The sequence below is a fragment of the Salinibacterium amurskyense genome (assembly GCF_002797685.1).
GTDB classification, from domain to species: Bacteria; Actinomycetota; Actinomycetes; order Actinomycetales; family Microbacteriaceae; genus Rhodoglobus; species Rhodoglobus amurskyensis.
On record NZ_PGFH01000001.1, the window covers coordinates 752,903 to 771,976 of the forward strand.

A 19,074-nucleotide genomic window follows, 5' to 3' on the forward strand; every position below is an offset into this window, starting at 1 on the left:
AAACTAATGGCTATTCGCAAGTACAAGCCCACGACGCCTGGTCGCCGTGGTTCCTCGGTTGCAGACTTTGCTGAGATCACCCGCTCGACGCCAGAGAAGTCGCTTCTGCGCCCTCTGCCCAAGACTGGTGGCCGCAACAACGCAGGTCGCATCACGAGCCGTCACGTTGGTGGTGGCCACAAGCGCCAGTACCGCGTAATCGACTTCAAGCGCAGCGACAAAGACGGCGTAAACGCCCGCGTTGCCGAGATCGAGTACGACCCCAACCGCACCGCACGTATCGCTCTCCTTCACTTCGTTGATGGAACCAAGCGCTACATCGTTGCTCCCAACAAGCTCAAGCAGGGCGACATTGTTGAGTCGGGTGCCGGCGCTGACATCAAGCCCGGTAACAACCTCCCGATGAAGAACATCCCCGTCGGTACGGTTATCCACATGATTGAGCTTCGCCCCGGTGGCGGCGCCAAGATGGCCCGTTCCGCTGGAGCTTCGGTTCGACTCGTTGCCAAGGAAGGCCCTTACGCCCAGCTGCGTTTGCCCTCCGGAGAAATCCGCAACGTTGACGTTCGTTGCCGTGCAACGATCGGCGAGGTCGGCAACGCCGAGCAGTCGAACATCAACTGGGGTAAGGCCGGCCGTATGCGCTGGAAGGGCGTTCGCCCGACCGTCCGTGGTGTTGCCATGAACCCTGTCGACCACCCTCACGGTGGTGGAGAAGGTAAGACGTCCGGTGGACGTCACCCCGTTTCCCCTTGGGGCCAGGCAGAAGGCCGCACTCGTAAGCGCAAACTGCCCAGTGACCAGCTCATCGTTCGCCGCCGCAATGTCGGCAAGAAGCGCAAGTAGTAGGAGAGTCAGAAGATGCCACGCAGTCTGAAGAAGGGCCCCTTCGTCGACGACCACCTCCTACAAAAGGTTGTCAAGGCGAATGAGGCCAAGAGCAAGAACGTAATCAAGACCTGGTCGCGCCGCTCAATGATCGTTCCAGCAATGCTGGGTCACACGATCGCGGTGCACGATGGTCGCAAGCACATTCCGGTGTTCATCACCGAAACCATGGTTGGGCACAAGCTCGGCGAGTTCTCGCCCACCCGTACCTTCCGTGGACACGTGAAGGATGACAAGAAGGGTCGCCGCCGCTAACGCGGTGGTGTAGGAGGTAGAGAAATGGTGGAGTCGATCGCACGCGTGCGTCACATCCGCGTGACCCCCATGAAGGCTCGTCGCGTCATCAACATGATCCGCGGCAAGCAAGCACAGGAAGCACTGGCAATTTTGAAGTTCGCACCTCAGGGCGCGAGCGAGCCGGTCTACAAGTTGGTTGCATCTGCAATCGCCAATGCGCGAGTCAAGGCAGACGCTTCGAACACGTTCCTGGACGAACAGGATCTGATCATCTCGAAGGCTTATGTCGACGACGGTGCAACGCTCAAGCGTTTCCAGCCGCGTGCCCAGGGCCGCGCGTTCCAGATCCTGAAGCGCACAAGCCACATCACGGTCGTGCTGGCCACGCCAGACCACGTCGTTGAAGCCGAGGCCGACAAGGCAGGGAAGAAGTAATGGGACAGAAGGTAAACCCCTACGGTTTCCGTCTGGGAATCACCACCGACCACGTGTCGCGTTGGTTCTCTGACAGCACCAAGCCGGGTCAGCGTTACAGCGACTACGTTGCAGAGGATGTAAAAATCCGCAACCTGCTCAAGTCGAACCTCGACCGTGCAGGCGTTGCTCGCATTGAGATCGAGCGCACCCGTGACCGCGTTCGCGTAGACATTCACACTGCCCGTCCGGGTATCGTGATTGGTCGCCGCGGCGCCGAAGCAGAGCGCATTCGTGGAGAGCTCGAAAAGCTCTCCGGCAAGCAGATTCAGCTCAACATCCTCGAGGTCAAGAACCCCGAGGCTGAAGCTCAGCTCGTTGCTCAGGGAATCGCAGAGCAGCTCGCTGCTCGTGTCGCTTTCCGTCGTGCAATGCGTAAGGGCCTTCAGGGTGCTCAGCGCGCCGGCGCCAAGGGTGTTCGCATCCAGGTTTCGGGTCGTTTGGGTGGCGCAGAAATGAGCCGCTCGGAGTACTACCGTGAGGGTCGCGTTCCGCTGCACACGCTGCGCGCAAACATCGACTACGGCTTCTACGAGGCCAAGACCACGTTCGGTCGTATCGGTGTCAAGGTGTGGGTCTACAAGGGCGACATCACCAACAAGGAGCTCGCTCGCGAGCAGGCTAACCAGAAGTCGTCGCGCCCTGAGCGTCGCGATGGTGGAGACCGTGGCCGCCGCACCGGCGGTGGACCGTCGTCCGCACCGAAATCTGACGCACCCAAGGCTGAAGCCCCCAAGGCAGAAGCTAAGGCTGCAGCAGGAGTTGAGGCATAACAATGTTGATTCCCCGTAAGGTCAAGTACCGCAAGCAGCACCACCCCTCCCGTAGCGGCCACGCTACCGGTGGAACCACGGTGTCGTTTGGCGAGTACGGTATTCAGGCTCTGACGCCCGCATACGTTACGAACCGCCAGATTGAGGCAGCTCGTATCGCCATGACGCGTCACATCAAGCGTGGCGGAAAGGTGTGGATCAACATCTACCCCGACCGTCCGCTCACCAAAAAGCCCGCCGAAACCCGCATGGGTTCCGGTAAGGGTTCGCCCGAGTGGTGGGTCGCCAACGTCAAGCCAGGTCGCGTGCTCTTCGAGCTCAGCGGTGTGGACGAGACGACTGCGCGCGAAGCACTCACTCGTGCTATTCACAAGCTGCCCCTCAAGGCACGCATCATCAAGCGCGAGGAGGGCGACGCATAATGGCGATCGGATCCAAGGAGCTAGCCCCTGTCGAGCTAGACACTTTTGAAGACGAACGACTCGTTGACGAGCTGAAGAAGGCGAAGGAAGAACTCTTCAACCTTCGTTTCCAGGCCGCAACCGGTCAACTGGAAAGCCACGGACGTATTCGCGCTGTCAAGCGCGACATCGCTCGCATCTACACGGTTATCCGTGAGCGCGAGCTGGGCATCCGTGCAACCCCTGCTGCTGTCGAGGCTCCTGCAAAGGAAACCAAGAAGCGCAGCACCAAGAAGGCAGACGCAGCGGCAGAGCCCGCAGCAGACGCCACTGACGAGACGAAGGAGGCGTAGTCATGGCCAAGGTTGAAGACAAGAAGACCGCGGAGACCGCCGAGGTCGCTCGTGGGTACCGCAAGACCCGCCGTGGTCTGGTAACGAGCGACAAGATGGATAAGACCATCGTTGTCATCGTTGAAGACCGCGTGAAGCACCCGTTGTACGGCAAGGTTGTTCGCCGTAACTCCAAGGTGAAGGTTCACGACGAGGCCAACACGGCCGGCGTCGGTGACTCCGTTCTAATCAGCGAGACCCGTCCGCTCAGCGCCACGAAGCGCTGGCGTCTGGTCGAGATCCTCGAAAAGGCTAAGTAATGCTTCAGCAGGAATCCCGAGTAAAGGTTGCCGATAACACCGGCGCCAAGGAGCTCCTCACGATTCGCGTTCTCGGTGGCTCAGGCCGTCGTTACGCAGGTCTCGGCGATGTCATTGTGGCAACCGTCAAAGACGCGATTCCTGGCGGAAACGTCAAGAAGGGTGAGGTCGTCAAGGCCGTCATCGTTCGCGTAATCAAGCAGACTCGTCGTCCAGACGGCTCATACATCAAGTTCGATGAGAACGCGGCTGTAATCCTCAAGTCCGATGGCGGAGACCCCCGTGGTACCCGCATCTTCGGGCCGGTTGGCCGCGAGCTTCGTGACAAGAAGTTCATGAAGATCATCTCGCTCGCACCGGAGGTGCTGTAGTTATGGCAAAGATTCGCAAGGGTGACCTCGTACAGGTCATCAGCGGCCCGACCCAGGAGCGTGGCGGAAGCCGCGGCAAGCAGGGTCGCGTCATCAGTGTTATCGCTGGCAAAGACCGCGTTGTCGTGGAGGGTGTCAACTTCGTCACCAAGCACGTCAAGGTTGGCCAGACTCAGCGTGGAACCAAGACCGGTGGCATCGAGACGATGGAGGCACCGATTCACGTGTCCAACCTCGCTCTCGTTGACCCCGAGACCAAGCTCCCGGCTCGTGTTGGCTTCACCGTCACCACCGATGACCGTGGCAAGACCACGCGCGAGCGCTTCTTCAAGAAGTCGCGCCGCGTAGAGACCAAGAAGTCGGCGGCCGCTAAGGCTGAGCCGAAGGCTTCGAAGAAGGATGCCGAGAAGGCAACCGAGAAGGACGCAGACTAATGACGACGACTGCACCTGCTGCTGGCAAAATCCAGCCGCGCCTCAAGCAGAAGTACCGCACTGAACTCGCGGAACAGCTCAAGAAGGACCTCGGTCTCTCCAACGTCAACCAGATTCCCGGCATCGTCAAGGTCGTCGTGAACACTGGTGTTGGTGAAGCTGCTCGCGACGGAAAGATCATCGATGGGGCCGTCAAGGACCTCACCGCGATCACCGGTCAGAAGCCCTACGTAACGAGCGCTCGCAAGTCGATCGCTCAGTTCAAGCTCCGTGAAGGACAGCCCATTGGCGCACACGTCACCCTCCGTGGTGACCGCGCTTGGGAGTTCCTTGACCGCTTGATCACGTTGGCGCTTCCTCGTATCCGCGACTTCCGCGGCCTCTCGGACAAGCAGTTCGACGGCAACGGTAACTACACCTTCGGCCTCACGGAACAGTCCATGTTCCACGAGATCGATCAGGACAAGATTGACCGCGTTCGTGGTTTTGACATCACGATTGTTACGACCGGCAAGAACAACGAAGAAGGTCGCGCACTGCTGAAGGCACTGGGCTTCCCCTTCCGTTCCGCTGAGAACGCATCTAACTAACCAAGTAACACCGATCGACCAGGTCGGCCTTCGTGTAACGGATGCCGAAACCAGTTGAGACAGGAAACACATAATGACAATGACAGATCCGGTCGCTGACATGCTGACCAGACTGCGCAACGCCAACTCGGCGCACCACGACAGCGTTTCAATGCCTTCGAGCAAGCTGAAGTCGCGCCTGGCAGAAATGCTCAAGGCTGAGGGATACATCCTCGGCTGGAGCAACGAAGACGCTCGTGTGGGCCAGACCCTCACGATCGAACTTAAGTACGGACCCGCCCGCGAGCGTTCCATCAAGGGAATCAAGCGTGTTTCGAAGCCTGGTCTTCGTGTATACGCTCGCTCGACCGAAATCCCCAAGGTTCTTGGCGGACTCGGTGTGGCGATTTTGTCCACCTCCTCTGGTCTGCTGACCGACAAAGAGGCGACTCAGAAGGGCGTAGGTGGGGAAGTCCTCGCCTACGTGTGGTAACCAAAAATGTCACGTATCGGAAGACTTCCTATTGATGTCCCCGCTGGTGTCACCATCACCATCAACGGCCAAGACGTCACCGTAAAGGGCCCGAAGGGTGAGCTTGCGCTCACCGTAAAGGCTCCTATCGCTGTAGCACTCGAAGAGGGTCAGGTTCTTGTAACCCGTCCCGACGACGAGCGCGAATCGCGTTCGCTTCACGGCTTGACTCGTACGCTCATCGCTAACCAAATCGTCGGTGTTACCGACGGTTACACCAAGGGCCTTGAGGTCGTTGGTACCGGTTACCGTGTCACTGCAAAGGGCAGCTCAGTTGAGTTTGCTCTCGGGTACTCGCACTCGATCACCGTTGACCCGCCCGCAGGCATTAGCTTCGCGGTCGAGGGAAACAACAAACTAGTTGTCAGCGGCATCGACAAGCAGGCGGTTGGCGAAGTAGCAGCCAACATTCGTAAATTGCGCAAGCCAGAGCCCTACAAGGGCAAGGGTGTGCGCTACGCCGGCGAAGTTGTTCGTCGCAAGGCCGGAAAGAGTGGTAAGTAGACATGGCTCTCGGAACCAGAGGTAAGAGCAAGTCGGCCGCTAAGGGCCGTCGTCACGCACGTCTCCGCAAGAAGGTTGTGGGCACCGAGGTGCGCCCCCGTCTCGTGGTTACGCGCTCAGCGCGTCACGTATTCGTCCAGGTTGTCGATGACTCGAAGGGCGTAACCGTCGCTTCAGCATCGACCATGGAGTCGGACATGCGTACGTTCGATGGAGACAAGACCGCCAAGGCACGCAAGATCGGCGAAATGGTTGCCGAACGCGCGAAGCAGGCCGGTGTTGAGGCCGTCGTATTTGATCGTGGTGGAAGCCGTTACGCAGGTCGCGTCGCAGCTATCGCCGACGGAGCGCGAGAGGGTGGATTGAACCTGTGAGCGACAACGTGGACAACAAGACAACAAACAAGGAGCAGGCCGTGGCCGCTGAGGCGACTAGCGCCATCTCCGTCCCTGAGGTCGTCGTAGACGCCCCAGCAACCGACGTTACGAGCGAGCCCCGCGAGGCTCGTCGTGGCGGCCGTGAGCGTGGACCAGACCGTGGTGGACGTGGCGGAAACAACAGCCGCGACAACGACAAGAACCAGTTCCTGGAGCGCGTCGTCACCATCAACCGTGTATCGAAGGTAGTCAAGGGTGGTCGTCGCTTTAGCTTCACCGCTCTCGTCGTCGTCGGTGACGGTAACGGCATGGTCGGTGTTGGATACGGCAAGGCTCGCGAAGTTCCTCTCGCGATCTCCAAGGGTGTCGAAGAGGCGAAGAAGAACTTCTTCCGCGTTCCTCGCGTCGGCGCTACGATCCCTCACTCGGTCCAGGGCGAGGCAGCTGCAGGTGTAGTCCTGCTGCGTCCCGCATCCGCTGGTACCGGTGTTATCGCTGGTGGCCCCGTTCGCGCCGTGCTCGAGTGCGCCGGTATCCACGATGTACTGAGCAAGTCGCTCGGTTCCTCGAACACGATCAACATCGTTCACGCGACGGTTGAAGCACTCAAGCAGCTCGAAGAGCCGCGCGCGGTTGCTGCTCGTCGTGGTCTCGATGCAGAACACGTAATCCCGGCTCGCTTGCTGCGCGCTGAGGCTGAAGCTAAGGCAGGTGTCTGATGGCTGGTCGCCTGAAGGTAACCCAGATCAAGTCCAAAATTAGTGAGAAGCAGAACCAACGCGACACGCTGCGCAGCCTCGGGCTCAAGCGCATCGGCTCCGTGGTTGTGCGCGAGGACAACTCGCAGAACCGTGGGTACGTCAACACGGTCGCTCACCTTGTCAAGGTCGAGGAGATTGACTAATGGCTGACGAGAAAGAAACTCCAAAGAAGGCTGCAGCCCCCAAGGCTGCTGCCGCTAAGGCACCTGCTGCCAAGAAGGCTGCGCCTGCAAAGGCCGCTGCTGACAAGGCTCCCGCTGCGAAGGCATCCACCACGAAGGCTCCTGCGAAGTCGACTGCTGCTAAGGCGTCTGCTGCAAAGAAGTCCTCGAGCGACGATGTTGCAAGCCGCCCGCAGGTTCTGAAAATGCACCACCTCCGTCCCGCTGCCGGTGCCAAGAAGGACCGTATGCGTGTTGGTCGTGGTGAGGGATCCAAGGGTAAGACTGCGGGTCGTGGAACCAAGGGAACCAAGGCGCGTTACAACATGCGTCTCGGCTTCGAAGGTGGAAACATCAACTTCGTAATGCGTGCACCTAAGTTGCGCGGATTCAAGAACCCGTTCCGTGTTGAGTACCAGGTTGTAAACCTTGAGAAGCTCGCGGAACTTTACCCCAAGGGTGGCGACGTAACCGTCGCAGATCTCGTGTCGAAGGGCGCCGTTCGCAAGAACGAAAAGGTCAAGGTTCTTGGTCAGGGTGATATTACGGTTAAGCTGAACGTTGTAGTTGACAAGGTCTCCGGCTCTGCCGAGCAGAAGATCGTTGCAGCCGGCGGTTCGGTTCAGTAACTGTCACTACGACAAACGTTAGTGTCGCGTACGTCACACCGGTGACATACGCAGGCAGGTTGAGTGGGGAATCCCGCAAGGGGTTCCCCACTCGCCCGTAGTACATAGATAAATCGGAGGCCTTGTGTTTAAAGCTGTCGCGCGGATTGTCCGCACGCCTGACCTTCGCAGGAAGATCGGGTTCACGCTAGGCATCATTGCGCTGTTTAGACTTGGCTCCTTCATCCCCGCGCCGTTCGTTGACTTCGGCAACGTTCAGGCCTGTCTCGCAGCTAACGCTTCGAGTGGCGGGCTGTATGACCTCATCAACCTCTTCAGTGGTGGGGCGCTCCTTCAACTTTCCGTATTTGCGCTCGGAATCATGCCGTACATCACGGCATCGATCATCGTGCAACTACTTCGCGTGGTCATTCCGCACTTCGAAACACTTCACAAAGAGGGCCAGTCCGGCCAGGCAACGCTGACTCAGTACACGCGTTACCTCACCATCGCTCTCGCGATCCTCCAGTCCACGACTCTGATTACGGTTGCCCGAAGCGGTGCACTGTTCCAGTCGGCTGGTGTTGCTGAATGTAGCCAACTCATCACCAACGATGCGTGGTACGCAATCCTGCTGATGGTCATCACAATGACCGCCGGTACCGGCCTCATCATGTGGATGGGTGAGCTCGTCACGGAGCGCGGCATCGGTAACGGAATGTCGTTGCTGATCTTCACCTCGATCGCCGCGACTTTCCCCAGCGCACTCTGGGGCATCTACCTCAGCAACGGTGTAGAGACGTTTGTTCTCGTGCTCATCATGGGTGTTCTCATCATGGGAGCCGTCGTGTTCGTGGAGCAATCCCAACGACGCATCCCCGTTCAGTACGCCAAGCGCATGGTGGGTCGCCGAACCTATGGCGGCAACAACACGTACATCCCCATCAAGGTCAACATGGCCGGCGTGATCCCCGTGATCTTCGCTTCGTCGCTGTTGTACCTCCCCGCTTTGATCGCGCAGTTCAACCAGCCACAAGCTGGCGAGACTTCCGCAGCATGGGTCGTCTGGGTCCAGAACAACCTGGTCTCTGGCGATAGCCCGATCTACATGATCGGTTACTTCCTGCTCATCGTCGGCTTCACTTACTTCTACGTGGCAATCACGTTCAACCCTGAAGAAGTAGCCGACAACATGAAGAAGTACGGTGGCTTCATTCCGGGTATCCGCGCTGGTCGACCGACCGCCGAGTACCTTGACTACGTATTGACTCGTGTTACCTTGCCCGGCTCGTTGTACCTCGGCCTTGTGGCAATGATCCCGCTGATCGCGTTTGTGGTCATCGGGGCCAACCAAAATTTCCCATTCGGTGGAGCTAGCATCCTGATTATCGTTGGTGTCGGTCTTGAGACCGTCAAGCAAATCGATTCGCAGCTGCAGCAACGCCACTACGAAGGTTTGTTGCGTTGACACGACTTCTCTTGATTGGTCCTCCTGGTGCTGGAAAAGGCACCCAGGCCGCTCGTCTCGCCGAGATTTATGGCGTTCCAGCTATCTCTACCGGTGACATTTTCCGCAGCAATGTGAAGAATGGCACCGAGCTGGGCACCAAGGCGAAAGCATTTATGGATGCTGGCGACAACGTTCCTGACTCCCTCACGAACGCGCTCATCCGCGACCGCCTCGAAGAAGACGACGCCAAGAATGGCTTTCTTCTCGACGGCTATCCCCGCACGACCGACCAGGTGCGCGAACTCGACGAGTTTCTCGCGAGCCACGGCTCAGCGCTCGATGTAGTCGTCGAACTGGAAGCCGACACTGAAGTTGTCGTCGGTCGTTTGCGGAAGCGTGCACTCGAGCAGGGTCGCAGCGATGACACTGAAGAGGTTGTTCGTCATCGCCTCGAGGTATACAGCGAGCAGACCGCTCCGCTGATCAAGACCTACGCGGGTCGCGATGTACTCGTAACGATCGACGCTCTTGGTGAAGTGGACGCTGTCACGGCTCGAATCACCGAAGCACTCTTCGATCGCGGAATCTCCGCGACGGACGCTGGTTCGCGCTAGTTCTCGTTCTCGAGTAATCCCCGTTGCCTCTAGGCAGCGGGGATTTCTTGTTGTGGGCTTTTGTCGCCAGAGCCAGAGCCAGAGCCAGAGCCAGAGCCCGAGCCGGAGCCGGAGCCGTGGCCGGTACTGGAGCTTTGGCCCGCGTCTGGCGAATTCAGCTAGTTAGTCTTCGATGCCGCGAACGAGTTCGTCGATGAAAGTCGGGAAGTCCACGGCCTTCTTGACGAGCTGTTGCACGTAGTCGCGATCTGAGAAGACTGTGACGAACTGGTCGAACACCGTTTGGAATGTGTTGCGGCCTGCAGCGCTGAACGCGATTAGTGCGATCACATTGACGCGGTTCTCGCCCCAGGGCATCGGCGTCTCGTTGATCACAATGCTGATTGCGGTGCGGTGGGCGTTCATCGTCATGGCATGGGGGACCGCGAGCGTGTCAGTGAAGGCGGTGGATGACATGCGCTCGCGCTCGATCGCGCCAGTAATGTACCCGTGGTCGATCACGCCGGCTTCGATCATCCGGTGTCCGAGTGCGGCGATCATGGCCTCTTCACTAGGGGCGCTGAAATTGCGCAAGAAGAGGGCCGGGTCGAAGAATCGAAGCAGCTCGTCGGTGAGTTGACGGCGCCGGCGCAGACGACGCACGCGGCCGATGGCGCGGCGGATGGCATCCACATCAGTTTCGGTAAGGAACGGTTGGATGAGCACCACGTTGTCGGCAAACGATCTCAGGTCGATTGTCGTGAGTACGAGGTCTGTAGAGAGCTCGGCCAGATCGACATCGGTTCGTGTTATGACAATGCGCAAGTGGAGTTCATCGCCGAGCACCGCTTCGATACGTTCGCGCAGGATGACGTGGAGGTCGTGATAGTTGGGGCACACGAGGGCAGCGGTGAGTCGTACTTCTTGTTTTGCCTGACGTTCGAGGTGCGAGCCTACGTGGAGCGCAATATAGGAGATCTCGTCATCGTGGATGATGATGCCCTCATCCCGCTGCACTTCGGCAGCGATGAAGACCGCGAGCTCATAGATCATGGGGTAGGTGGTCTTGATCGACCTCGTCATGGGGTTCCGAGAGTACGAGAGGTCTTGAGCGCGAAGAATGAGATTGCGCACGTGCAACGACAATCTCATGATGAAGTCGTCGTCGTCGAGGTCAATGAGGTATTCCTCGCCGACGTGCTGCACAGTGCGGCGCACGCGAGTGATGAGTTCCTCAAGATCTACGTCGGCCGGCGAACTGGACCCGGCAGAGCGAGTGATAACTCGCGTGGTGAGCAGCAACTCGATCTCGTTGACGTCATCCTGCCGCAGGTTCGCACCGAAGTGAGTTGTGATGAGCGCAGCAAGATCTTTCGAGAACGCTGCAGACGCCGACGGGGTCTCAACGGAGCTGATCGACGGTTCGTCAGCACCCGCGGAATCCAATGGTCCGGTGCGGTCCGCTGCGATTGCGACGTGCAGGAGCACGTGATTGATTCCGTACTCGTTGACGAAGTACCCGTGTGAATCAAGTAGGTCGAGTAACGCGGTCTTGAACGAGCGAAGGTCGGAAGATTCGAACTCGCGTTGGATGCTCTCGAGTTCAAGGAATCCCTGAGACTCTTCGTGGCGAAACATTTTGCTGAGCAAGCGGCGCAGGTTTGGCTCGGTTCCGGACAGGATCACGAGTGGTCCGCGGCGTGAAAGCGTGAGGCCTGACTCTTCAACCACGGACTTGACCTTGCGGAGGTCTGCCTCGATCGTGGACTCGCTGACAAAGAAACTCTCGGCGAGAGCGTGGATGTCCGTGCCCTCAGGCGCATCTCCCAGTCGTCGAACGAGATGGTACTGCCGGTCACGCGGGCGCTCGGACTCGCGGTTGTTCGCTCCTTTGAGGAACTCGGCGTAGTTGTCGCGATTAAGGCGGTAACCCGAGGTGGAGGACTCGATCACTTCGAGGGGGAGGGCCGACGACTTCACTGCCGTGACGTAACTGCGCACGCTGCGGGTGGTGACACCGAGCTTGTCTGCGAGCTCGGCAGCGGTCACCCATGCCTCGGACTGGGCTAGGTGTTCTATGAGTCGCGCGTGGTTATCGAGCATGAGATAACCATTCTTGCGTATGAACCTTTCCGCAGGGGCGGAATCTTCTCTACTGGAACTCGAAGGCACTTCCCAGCGACCATAGACACTGAAGGAAGTTCGATTGATTTTCGCGAGGAGGCGATCAGGTGTCTAGTGTGCTGGTTCTATGCGGTGCAGGTGCCTCGAGCACCTTCTTGGCACACGCTCTGCGCCGCCAGGCAACCGTTCGTGGGCTCCCACACACCTTTACCCCGGCGAGTGTTGCCGCACTCAGCATGCCTCTCACTTCTGTGGATGTCGTGCTTGTGAGCTCTCACGTCTCAGACTTCTTTGACCAGGCCGAAACAGCGGCTGCAGTAATTGGCGCCCGCGCGGTACAGCTTCCGGTGATCAATTTCAACGCCGCTGGAGCAGACATTGCTCTCGACCTTCTCAATGCCCTCCCTCAGGCAAAAACAGAAAGCAGCAACAATGGCTGAACAAACTATTCGAGTGGCGTCATCGCACGGCCTTCATGCGCGTCCCGCGTCCCTCTTCACTCAGGCGGCAGCCGCTTCTGGTCTCGACGTCACGATTGCTAAGGGTGACAAGTCCGTCAATGCGTCGAGCATCCTCAGTGTTATTTCACTGGGCGTCAGCCACGGCGACGAGGTGACGATCTCCGCAGAAGGAGACGGCGCCGACGCTGTAATCGCCGAACTGACCGAAATTCTCAGTACCGATCACGACGAAAACTAGTCGAGATCGCTCGCTTCCCTCGCAGTATCCCAACATCACAGATATCGGAGTAAAACAATGACAACGTCGTCTACGACCGCCAAATCAGGCGGTGCGCGCGTAGGGGTCCAGAAATTTGGAACCTTCGTCAGCGGAATGGTGATGCCGAATATTGCGGCATTCATCGCCTGGGGCTTTATTACCGCCCTCTTCATCCAGACCGGTTGGTTGCCGCTGCTCGGCATCGACCCGGTGTGGGTACAGCAGCTCGGTGGCTGGAGCCTTGATCCTGAGGTAACGAACACGGGCCTCGTTGGTCCGATGATCGTGTACCTGCTCCCGTTGCTCATCGCTAACACCGGTGGCCGCATGGTCTACGGAACTCGCGGTGGAGTTATTGGAACCATCGCGACGATGGGTGTCATCATCGGCGCCGGAATCCCGATGTTCCTCGGTGCCATGATCGTAGGTCCCGGTGCTGCATGGGTCATGAAGAAGATTGACGCTCTCTGGGCGGGCAAGATTCGGGCCGGCTTCGAGATGCTCGTCGACAACTTCTCCGGCGGAATCGTCGGAATGTTGCTCGCCGTTGCCTCGTTCTTCCTCATCGCTCCGATCGTTACCGCGATCAGCAATGGCCTCGAATCGGTTATCGCGTTCCTCGTTGACAACGGCCTGCTCCCGCTCGCCAGCGTTTTCGTTGAGCCGGGCAAGATCCTCTTCCTCAACAACGCCATCAACCACGGTGTCTTCACGCCGCTGGGTACGGCCGAGTCGCTCGAAAAGGGTCAGTCGATCCTCTTCCTCATCGAAGCAAACCCTGGCCCCGGCCTCGGCATCCTGCTCGCCTTCTTGGTATTCGGTGTTGGCCTGCTGCGCGCAAGCGCTCCCGGCGCCATCCTGATTCACTTCGTCGGTGGTATTCACGAGATCTACTTCCCCTACGTATTGGCTAAGCCGCTTCTCGTTGTCGCTGCAATCGCTGGTGGAGCAACTGGTGTTCTCACGAACGTCATCTTCCAGTCAGGTCTGCGCGCTCCGGCATCGCCCGGATCGATCATCGCGGTCCTCGCCCAGACCCCTCCCGGAAGCATCGTCGGCGTATTGCTGTCGGTAGTGTTCTCGGCTGCTGTGTCGTTCGCTGTCGCTGCGGTCATCATCCGCGCCGGCCGTAAGCGTGACCTTGAGGCAATGGCTAACGGCGACGACGCACTTGCTGCTGCTGTTGCTAAGAACGCCGCTAACAAGGGCAAGGACAGCTCGGTAGGCGACCTGCTCGGAACCGGTGCTGCTGCAACCGGAGCCGCTGCTGCAACCTCAACCGCGACCAAGATCCAGAACGTCGTGTTTGCTTGCGACGCTGGTATGGGGTCGAGCGCGATGGGCGCAACCGTTCTGCGCAATAAGTTCGCGAAAGCTGGCATCGAAGGTGTCAACGTCACGAACAAGGCGATCGCCAACCTGGATGGTTCAGAAGACCTGATCATCACCCAGGACAAGCTCACCGAACGCGCTGAGCAGAAAGTTCCCGGCGCAATTCATGTTTCGGTTGATAACTTCATGAACAGTCCGAAATACGATGAAGTCGTAAACATGGTTGGCAAGTAACAGGAGACATCATGAGCAAGGTACTCGAGCTAGACCAAATCAAGGCCGCTGGCACCGCCCGCACCAAAGAGGATGCCATCGCTGAGGCAGCGGAAATCCTTGTGGCTGCTGGTGCAGTAACGCCCGAGTACCTTGGCTTCATGAAGGCCCGCGAAGAGTTGACGTCAACCTTCATGGGTAACTTCCTGGCCATTCCGCACGGCACGAACGAGGGCAAGGACACGATCCTGTCGTCTGCGCTCTCGTTCGTGCGGTACGCGGATCCCATCGATTGGGATGGCAACGAGGTTCGCTTCGTTGTCGGCATCGCAGGTAAAGACGGTGGCCACATGGACACCCTCGCTGCGGTCGCCACAATCTTTAGCGATAACGACGAAGTGCAGAAGCTGGTCGACGCCTCGAGCGAAGACGAGCTGCTCGCCCTTCTGTCTGAATTGAACAACGCATGAAAGCCGTACACTTCGGCGCCGGCAACATCGGCCGCGGTTTCGTCGGCCTGATTCTGCACAAGGCTGGGTACGAGATCGTCTTCGCGGATGTCGCGGCAGAGCTCATCGATACCTTGGCCGCTGCCGATAACTACAAGGTTCACGAAGTCGGGGCCGAGCCCCGCACGTGGACGGTCGATAACTTCCGCGCTCTCAACAGCGCGACAAACGAAGCCGGCGTGATCGATGAGATCGCGACCGCCGACATGGTGACGACGGCCGTCGGCCCGAACATCCTCAAGTTTGTTGCACCGCTGATTGCTCAGGCGATCAAGAAGCGCTCAGACGAACTGCCCCCGCTTCAGGTGCTCGCATGCGAAAACGCGCTCTACGCCACCAACAATCTTCGCGCCGAAGTTGCTGTCGCGGTCGATGCTGAAACGCTCGCCGCCAAGGCCATCTTCGCGAACACCGCTGTCGACCGCATTGTGCCGGCCCAAGACCCCGCTGCAGGACTCGACGTCACCGTCGAGGACTTCTTTGAGTGGGCCATTGAGAGCGGTCCGTTCGGAGACAGCGTTCCCGAGATCGCTGACGTCCACTTCGTCTCAGATCTCGAGCCATACATCGAGCGCAAGCTCTTCACCGTTAACACCGGCCACGCAACACTGGCCTATCACGGCCGCGCCCAGGGCGCAGAGACGCTCGCAGCCGCGATGGACATCGATGCTGTCGCGTCTGAGGTCGCCGCGGTGCTTGCTGAGACCAGCGCGATGTTGATTGCTAAGCACGGATTCGATGCCAGCGAGCACGCCGAGTACGTCGCTACCTGCACGCGTCGCTTCAGCAACGCCCACCTGCCAGATACTCCTGAGCGCGTAGGGCGCAGCCCGTTGCGCAAGCTCTCGCGCAATGAACGCTTTGTGAGCCCGGCTAGCGAGCTTGCGGCATCCGGAACCACCCCCAGCGCGCTTCTGCGTGCCATGGGCGCAGCGTTGCACTTTGCGGTGCCGGAAGACCCGGAGAGTGTGCGGATGCTCGAGCTGTTGTCATCACTATCGGCAGCCGATTTCGTCACCGAGGTTATGGGACTTCGCGAGGGCGATGCGCTCTACGCTGACGCAGTCGAAACTGTCAGCGCGCAATCTTAGACCCAACTTGGCGAAACGCCCGGGATTAGCGTAGGCTTGCTCTTTGGTGTTTCAGGCCGATTTTTTCGCGCCTTGGCTTTTCCCAAAGTCACTCACCACAATCCACGCAGACCAGCGAACCACACTTATAGCGACGAAGAGGCTATGGCCAAAAAAGACGGTGTCATTGAGATCGAAGGAGCAGTTGTCGAGGCTCTCCCCAACGCGATGTTTCGTGTTGAGTTGACGAACGGCCACGTTGTGCTCGCGCACATCTCCGGCAAAATGCGACAGAACTACATTCGAATCCTTCCGGAGGACCGTGTAGTTGTAGAGCTGAGCCCGTATGACCTGACTCGCGGCCGTATCACCTACCGCTACAAGTAAAGCGCGCTGGAAAGTAACGTCCACGCTGCCCTTGCGGGCTAGTGGAACGACGACAGCGATTCACAAGGAAAAATAATGAAGGTTAACCCCAGCGTTAAGCCCATCTGCGACCACTGCCGCGTAATTCGCCGCAACGGTCGCGTCATGATTATCTGCAAGTCGAACCCGCGTCACAAGCAACGCCAGGGCTAAGGTTCCGCGAGCAGATCGCATGGTTGCGCGCGTGCGGCGAGTAATCGCCACACACCGCAGCACACAACTCAATACAAAGAACTAGCAACACCAGATCCGACGCCTGCGAAAGTGGGCATAGGGGACACCATCGGTTGGAGGCCGGTGCACAGGTGCTGCTACAGACCTCCACTCATCAACAGGAGAAGCCACTATGGCACGTCTAGCCGGCGTCGACATCCCACGCGACAAGCGTGTAGAGGTCGCACTGACTTACATTTACGGTGTTGGCCGCACGAGAGCTCTCAAAGCTCTCGCCGACACCCAGATCAGCGGAGAGATCCGCGTTCAGGATCTCACCGATGACCAGCTCATCGCGCTGCGCGACTACATCGAAGGAAACTTCCAGGTAGAAGGTGACCTCCGTCGTGAGGTTGCAGCAGACATCCGCCGCAAGGTTGAAATCGGCAGCTACCAGGGTATCCGTCACCGCAAGGGACTGCCCGTTCATGGACAGCGCACGAAGACCAACGCTCGTACCCGCAAGGGCCCGAAGCGCACCGTAGCCGGCAAGAAGAAGGCCCGATAGACCCTGGGTTCAACCCCAGCGTCGTCGCCATCAACGTTTTAGGAGAAAACAATGGCAGCACCAAAATCGGCCGCTCGTAAGCCGCGTCGTAAAGAGAAGAAGAATGTTGCTGTGGGCCAGGCTCACATCAAGTCAACGTTCAACAACACCATCGTCACCATCACCGACCCGACCGGCGCAGTACTGAGCTGGTCCTCGTCAGGCGTTGTCGGCTTCAAGGGATCGCGTAAGTCGACCCCTTACGCCGCACAGATGTCTGCTGAGTCGGCTGCACGCCAGGCTCAAGAGCACGGCGTCAAGAAGGTAGACGTTTTCGTCAAGGGACCGGGTTCAGGTCGCGAAACTGCGATCCGTTCGCTGCAGGCCGCTGGCCTCGAAGTGGGTTCGATCAACGACGTAACACCGCAGACGCACAACGGTTGCCGTCCGCCCAAGCGTCGTCGCGTTTAGTTTCACGCCGTACTAACGAGGCAACTCGCTAGTGCTGGCGTCGTGTGGCGAGGGCCCAAGTGGCCCTCGCTCACAGTTCCAGCGCACAACTCAATACAACGTCGGGCCCAGCCACCCGTCGCCCACAAGTGTCATATAGCGGACACTTTGCCGAAAGGAATTACCAGTGCTCATTGCACAGCGTCCCACCCTTGCTGAGGAGAACATCTCCGAATTCCGTTCACGGTTCGTCATCGAGCCGCTTGAGCCCGGTTTCGGTTACACCCTCGGAAACTCACTTCGTCGCACCCTTCTTTCGTCGATCCCCGGAGCAGCTGTAACCAGCATCCGTATCGATGGAGTTCTTCACGAATTCAGCACCGTCGCCGGTGTCAAGGAAGACGTGACCGAGGTCATCCTGAACATCAAGAACCTCGTAGTCTCCAGCGAACACGACGAGCCCATCACCGCTTACCTGCGCAAGCAGGGTTCGGGTGAAGTTACCGCGGCTGACATTTCTGCACCTGCCGGTGTAGAGATCCACAACCCGGAACTCGTCATTGCAACGCTCAACGACAAGGCCAAGTTTGAACTTGAGCTGACGATCGAGCGTGGCCGTGGCTACGTCACCGCAACGCAGAACCGCAGCGAGTTCAGCGAAGCCGGCCAAATTCCGGTCGACTCGATCTACTCGCCCGTACTCAAGGTCACCTACCGTGTCGAGGCAACTCGTGCCGGTGAGCGCACTGACTTTGACCGTCTCGTTGTTGACGTAGAAACCAAGTCCGCAATCACTCCTCGCGATGCAGTGGCCTCGGCCGGTCGCACGCTGACCGAACTGTTTGGACTCGCCCGCGAGCTCAACACGGCAGCAGAGGGTATCGAGATTGGTCCTGCACCGGTTGACGCCGTGCTCTCGACCGAGCTCAGCATGCCGATCGAAGACCTTGATCTTTCGGTGCGCAGCTACAACTGCCTCAAGCGCGAAGGCATCAACACCGTGAGTGAACTGGTTGCTCTTTCTGAGACCCAGCTCATGAACATCCGTAACTTCGGTCAGAAGTCGGTTGATGAAGTGCGCGACAAGCTTGTTGAGATGGGACTGTCGTTGAAGGACAGCGTTCCCGGATTCGACGGAGCACACTTCTACGGCGGATACGCCGACGACGAGACCAACGCTTGAGCCACTGGCTCGAACCTTTGACACTGGAGAACTAGAAAATGCCTACACCTACTAAGGGCCCGCGTCTCGGCGGTGGACCGGCGCACGAGCGCCACATGCTCGCCAACTTGGCCGCAGCCCTGTTCACTCACAAGAGCATCAAGACAACGGAAATGCGTGCCAAGCGCCTGCGTCCCGTTGCTGAGCGCCTGATCACGTTCGCGAAGAAGGGTGACCTGCACAACCGTCGCCGCGCGCTCGGAATCATCGGCGACAAGACCGTCATCCACGAACTCTTCACGGTCATTGCACCGCAGGTCGAGAACCGCGATGGTGGTTACACCCGCATCACGAAGCTTGGTTACCGTAAGGGTGACAACGCTTCGATGGTTCAGATGGAGCTCGTTCTCGAGCCCGTTACACCTAAGAAGAAGGCCCCGAAGGCTGCCGCTAAGGCTGAGCCCAAGGCTGCTGCAGAAGAGCCCGCCGTAGAGGAAGCTCCTGCTGAAGAAGTTGTCGCCGACGAGGTTGCAACCGAAGAGACTGCAGAAGAGAAGTAACTTTCTTCGCTTGAGAAGACCCC

General features: G+C 58.8%; 29 protein-coding genes and 1 pseudogene. 29 read left to right on the top strand and 1 reads right to left on the bottom strand.

From position 1 onward, the window contains the following. The first annotated feature begins 6 nt into the window (after positions 1-6). The 18 genes and pseudogenes from rplB to CLV85_RS03540 all read left to right on the top strand — a co-directional run bounded on the left by rplB (position 7) and on the right by CLV85_RS03540 (position 9,806). Positions 7-846, top strand: a complete 840-nt coding sequence (gene rplB, locus CLV85_RS03455; protein WP_100388193.1) for a 50S ribosomal protein L2 — start codon at positions 7-9, stop codon at positions 844-846. 15 nt (positions 847-861) lie between these two features. Beyond that, entirely contained in the window at positions 862-1,143 is a 282-nt protein-coding gene (gene rpsS / locus CLV85_RS03460; protein ID WP_009773127.1) for a 30S ribosomal protein S19, read from the top strand. Between the two features lie 24 nt (positions 1,144-1,167). Further along, a complete protein-coding gene (gene rplV, locus CLV85_RS03465; RefSeq protein ID WP_100388194.1) occupies positions 1,168-1,560 on the top strand; it encodes a 50S ribosomal protein L22 in 393 nt (130 codons plus the stop codon). Beyond that, positions 1,560-2,372 (top strand): 30S ribosomal protein S3, encoded by an 813-nt coding sequence (gene rpsC, locus CLV85_RS03470; RefSeq protein WP_100388195.1) that lies wholly within the window; start codon positions 1,560-1,562, stop codon positions 2,370-2,372. The genes rplV and rpsC overlap by 1 nt, the downstream gene beginning before the upstream one ends. A gap of 2 nt (positions 2,373-2,374) precedes the next feature. Further along, positions 2,375-2,794, top strand: a complete 420-nt coding sequence (gene rplP, locus CLV85_RS03475; RefSeq protein ID WP_009773124.1) for a 50S ribosomal protein L16 — start codon at positions 2,375-2,377, stop codon at positions 2,792-2,794. Next, positions 2,794-3,126: a 50S ribosomal protein L29 gene (gene rpmC, locus CLV85_RS13585; RefSeq protein ID WP_100388196.1), complete on the top strand. Its 333-nt coding sequence runs from the start codon at positions 2,794-2,796 to the stop codon at positions 3,124-3,126. The genes rplP and rpmC overlap by 1 nt, the downstream gene beginning before the upstream one ends. Positions 3,127-3,128: 2 nt before the next feature. Then, positions 3,129-3,425, top strand: coding sequence for a 30S ribosomal protein S17 (gene rpsQ, locus CLV85_RS03485; RefSeq protein ID WP_100388197.1), 297 nt, complete (start codon positions 3,129-3,131; stop codon positions 3,423-3,425). Next, the gene (gene rplN, locus CLV85_RS03490; protein ID WP_100388198.1) at positions 3,425-3,796 is read left to right on the top strand and encodes a 50S ribosomal protein L14; all 372 of its coding nucleotides are present in this window, start codon (positions 3,425-3,427) and stop codon (positions 3,794-3,796) included. The genes rpsQ and rplN overlap by 1 nt, the downstream gene beginning before the upstream one ends. 2 nt (positions 3,797-3,798) lie before the next feature. Beyond that, positions 3,799-4,134, top strand: a pseudogene (rplX, locus tag CLV85_RS03495) (50S ribosomal protein L24); the annotation flags it as partial. A gap of 95 nt (positions 4,135-4,229) precedes the next feature. Continuing rightward, entirely contained in the window at positions 4,230-4,820 is a 591-nt protein-coding gene (gene rplE, locus CLV85_RS03500) for a 50S ribosomal protein L5 (RefSeq protein WP_100388200.1), read from the top strand. Positions 4,821-4,893: 73 nt separating this feature from the next. Continuing rightward, complete coding sequence (gene rpsH, locus CLV85_RS03505; RefSeq protein WP_100388201.1) at positions 4,894-5,292, top strand: 30S ribosomal protein S8; 399 nt, start codon at positions 4,894-4,896, stop codon at positions 5,290-5,292. A gap of 6 nt (positions 5,293-5,298) precedes the next feature. Further along, positions 5,299-5,835, top strand: a complete 537-nt coding sequence (rplF, locus tag CLV85_RS03510) for a 50S ribosomal protein L6 (protein WP_100388202.1) — start codon at positions 5,299-5,301, stop codon at positions 5,833-5,835. A gap of 2 nt (positions 5,836-5,837) precedes the next feature. Then, positions 5,838-6,209: a 50S ribosomal protein L18 gene (gene rplR / locus CLV85_RS03515; protein WP_100388203.1), complete on the top strand. Its 372-nt coding sequence runs from the start codon at positions 5,838-5,840 to the stop codon at positions 6,207-6,209. Beyond that, a complete protein-coding gene (gene rpsE / locus CLV85_RS03520; protein ID WP_100388204.1) occupies positions 6,206-6,931 on the top strand; it encodes a 30S ribosomal protein S5 in 726 nt (241 codons plus the stop codon). The genes rplR and rpsE overlap by 4 nt, the downstream gene beginning before the upstream one ends. After that, positions 6,931-7,116: a 50S ribosomal protein L30 gene (gene rpmD / locus CLV85_RS03525; protein WP_009773114.1), complete on the top strand. Its 186-nt coding sequence runs from the start codon at positions 6,931-6,933 to the stop codon at positions 7,114-7,116. Before rpsE ends, rpmD begins: the two co-directional genes overlap by 1 nt. Then, a complete protein-coding gene (rplO, locus tag CLV85_RS03530) occupies positions 7,116-7,763 on the top strand; it encodes a 50S ribosomal protein L15 (protein WP_100388205.1) in 648 nt (215 codons plus the stop codon). Before rpmD ends, rplO begins: the two co-directional genes overlap by 1 nt. A 124-nt stretch (positions 7,764-7,887) precedes the next feature. After that, positions 7,888-9,210, top strand: a complete 1,323-nt coding sequence (secY, locus tag CLV85_RS03535; protein ID WP_100388206.1) for a preprotein translocase subunit SecY — start codon at positions 7,888-7,890, stop codon at positions 9,208-9,210. Further along, positions 9,207-9,806: an adenylate kinase gene (locus CLV85_RS03540; protein WP_100388207.1), complete on the top strand. Its 600-nt coding sequence runs from the start codon at positions 9,207-9,209 to the stop codon at positions 9,804-9,806. The genes secY and CLV85_RS03540 overlap by 4 nt, the downstream gene beginning before the upstream one ends. 162 nt (positions 9,807-9,968) lie before the next feature. Here the strand turns inward: CLV85_RS03540 and CLV85_RS03550 are convergent, their stop codons facing one another. Next, the gene (locus CLV85_RS03550) at positions 9,969-11,888 is read right to left on the bottom strand and encodes a BglG family transcription antiterminator (RefSeq protein ID WP_100388208.1); all 1,920 of its coding nucleotides are present in this window, start codon (positions 11,886-11,888) and stop codon (positions 9,969-9,971) included. Between the two features lie 128 nt (positions 11,889-12,016). On the opposite strand from CLV85_RS03550, the gene CLV85_RS03555 reads away from it, so the two are divergent. From CLV85_RS03555 to rplQ, 11 genes are all read left to right on the top strand, one after another. Continuing rightward, positions 12,017-12,349, top strand: coding sequence for a PTS sugar transporter subunit IIB (locus tag CLV85_RS03555; RefSeq protein WP_100388209.1), 333 nt, complete (start codon positions 12,017-12,019; stop codon positions 12,347-12,349). Beyond that, entirely contained in the window at positions 12,342-12,608 is a 267-nt protein-coding gene (locus CLV85_RS03560) for an HPr family phosphocarrier protein (protein ID WP_100388210.1), read from the top strand. Before CLV85_RS03555 ends, CLV85_RS03560 begins: the two co-directional genes overlap by 8 nt. Before the next feature lie 57 nt (positions 12,609-12,665). Continuing rightward, on the top strand, positions 12,666-14,195 hold the full coding sequence (locus CLV85_RS03565) for a PTS mannitol transporter subunit IIBC (RefSeq protein WP_100388211.1): 1,530 nt from the start codon (positions 12,666-12,668) through the stop codon (positions 14,193-14,195). An 11-nt stretch (positions 14,196-14,206) separates the two neighbouring features. After that, on the top strand, positions 14,207-14,644 hold the full coding sequence (locus CLV85_RS03570; protein ID WP_100388212.1) for a PTS mannitol transporter subunit IIA: 438 nt from the start codon (positions 14,207-14,209) through the stop codon (positions 14,642-14,644). Next, a complete protein-coding gene (locus tag CLV85_RS03575) occupies positions 14,641-15,774 on the top strand; it encodes a mannitol-1-phosphate 5-dehydrogenase (protein WP_100388213.1) in 1,134 nt (377 codons plus the stop codon). Before CLV85_RS03570 ends, CLV85_RS03575 begins: the two co-directional genes overlap by 4 nt. A 144-nt stretch (positions 15,775-15,918) precedes the next feature. Next, entirely contained in the window at positions 15,919-16,140 is a 222-nt protein-coding gene (gene infA / locus CLV85_RS03580; RefSeq protein WP_010203795.1) for a translation initiation factor IF-1, read from the top strand. A 75-nt stretch (positions 16,141-16,215) separates the two neighbouring features. Beyond that, positions 16,216-16,332 carry a 50S ribosomal protein L36 gene (gene rpmJ / locus CLV85_RS03585; protein WP_100388214.1) on the top strand — a complete coding sequence of 39 codons (117 nt, stop codon included), beginning with the start codon at positions 16,216-16,218 and terminating at the stop codon, positions 16,330-16,332. A gap of 193 nt (positions 16,333-16,525) precedes the next feature. Further along, entirely contained in the window at positions 16,526-16,900 is a 375-nt protein-coding gene (rpsM, locus tag CLV85_RS03590) for a 30S ribosomal protein S13 (protein WP_100388215.1), read from the top strand. A 51-nt stretch (positions 16,901-16,951) separates the two neighbouring features. Continuing rightward, positions 16,952-17,350: a 30S ribosomal protein S11 gene (gene rpsK, locus CLV85_RS03595; RefSeq protein WP_100388216.1), complete on the top strand. Its 399-nt coding sequence runs from the start codon at positions 16,952-16,954 to the stop codon at positions 17,348-17,350. A 166-nt stretch (positions 17,351-17,516) separates the two neighbouring features. Continuing rightward, on the top strand, positions 17,517-18,512 hold the full coding sequence (locus tag CLV85_RS03600; protein WP_100388217.1) for a DNA-directed RNA polymerase subunit alpha: 996 nt from the start codon (positions 17,517-17,519) through the stop codon (positions 18,510-18,512). A gap of 38 nt (positions 18,513-18,550) precedes the next feature. Continuing rightward, positions 18,551-19,051 carry a 50S ribosomal protein L17 gene (gene rplQ / locus CLV85_RS03605; RefSeq protein WP_100388218.1) on the top strand — a complete coding sequence of 167 codons (501 nt, stop codon included), beginning with the start codon at positions 18,551-18,553 and terminating at the stop codon, positions 19,049-19,051. Positions 19,052-19,074: the final 23 nt, after the last annotated feature.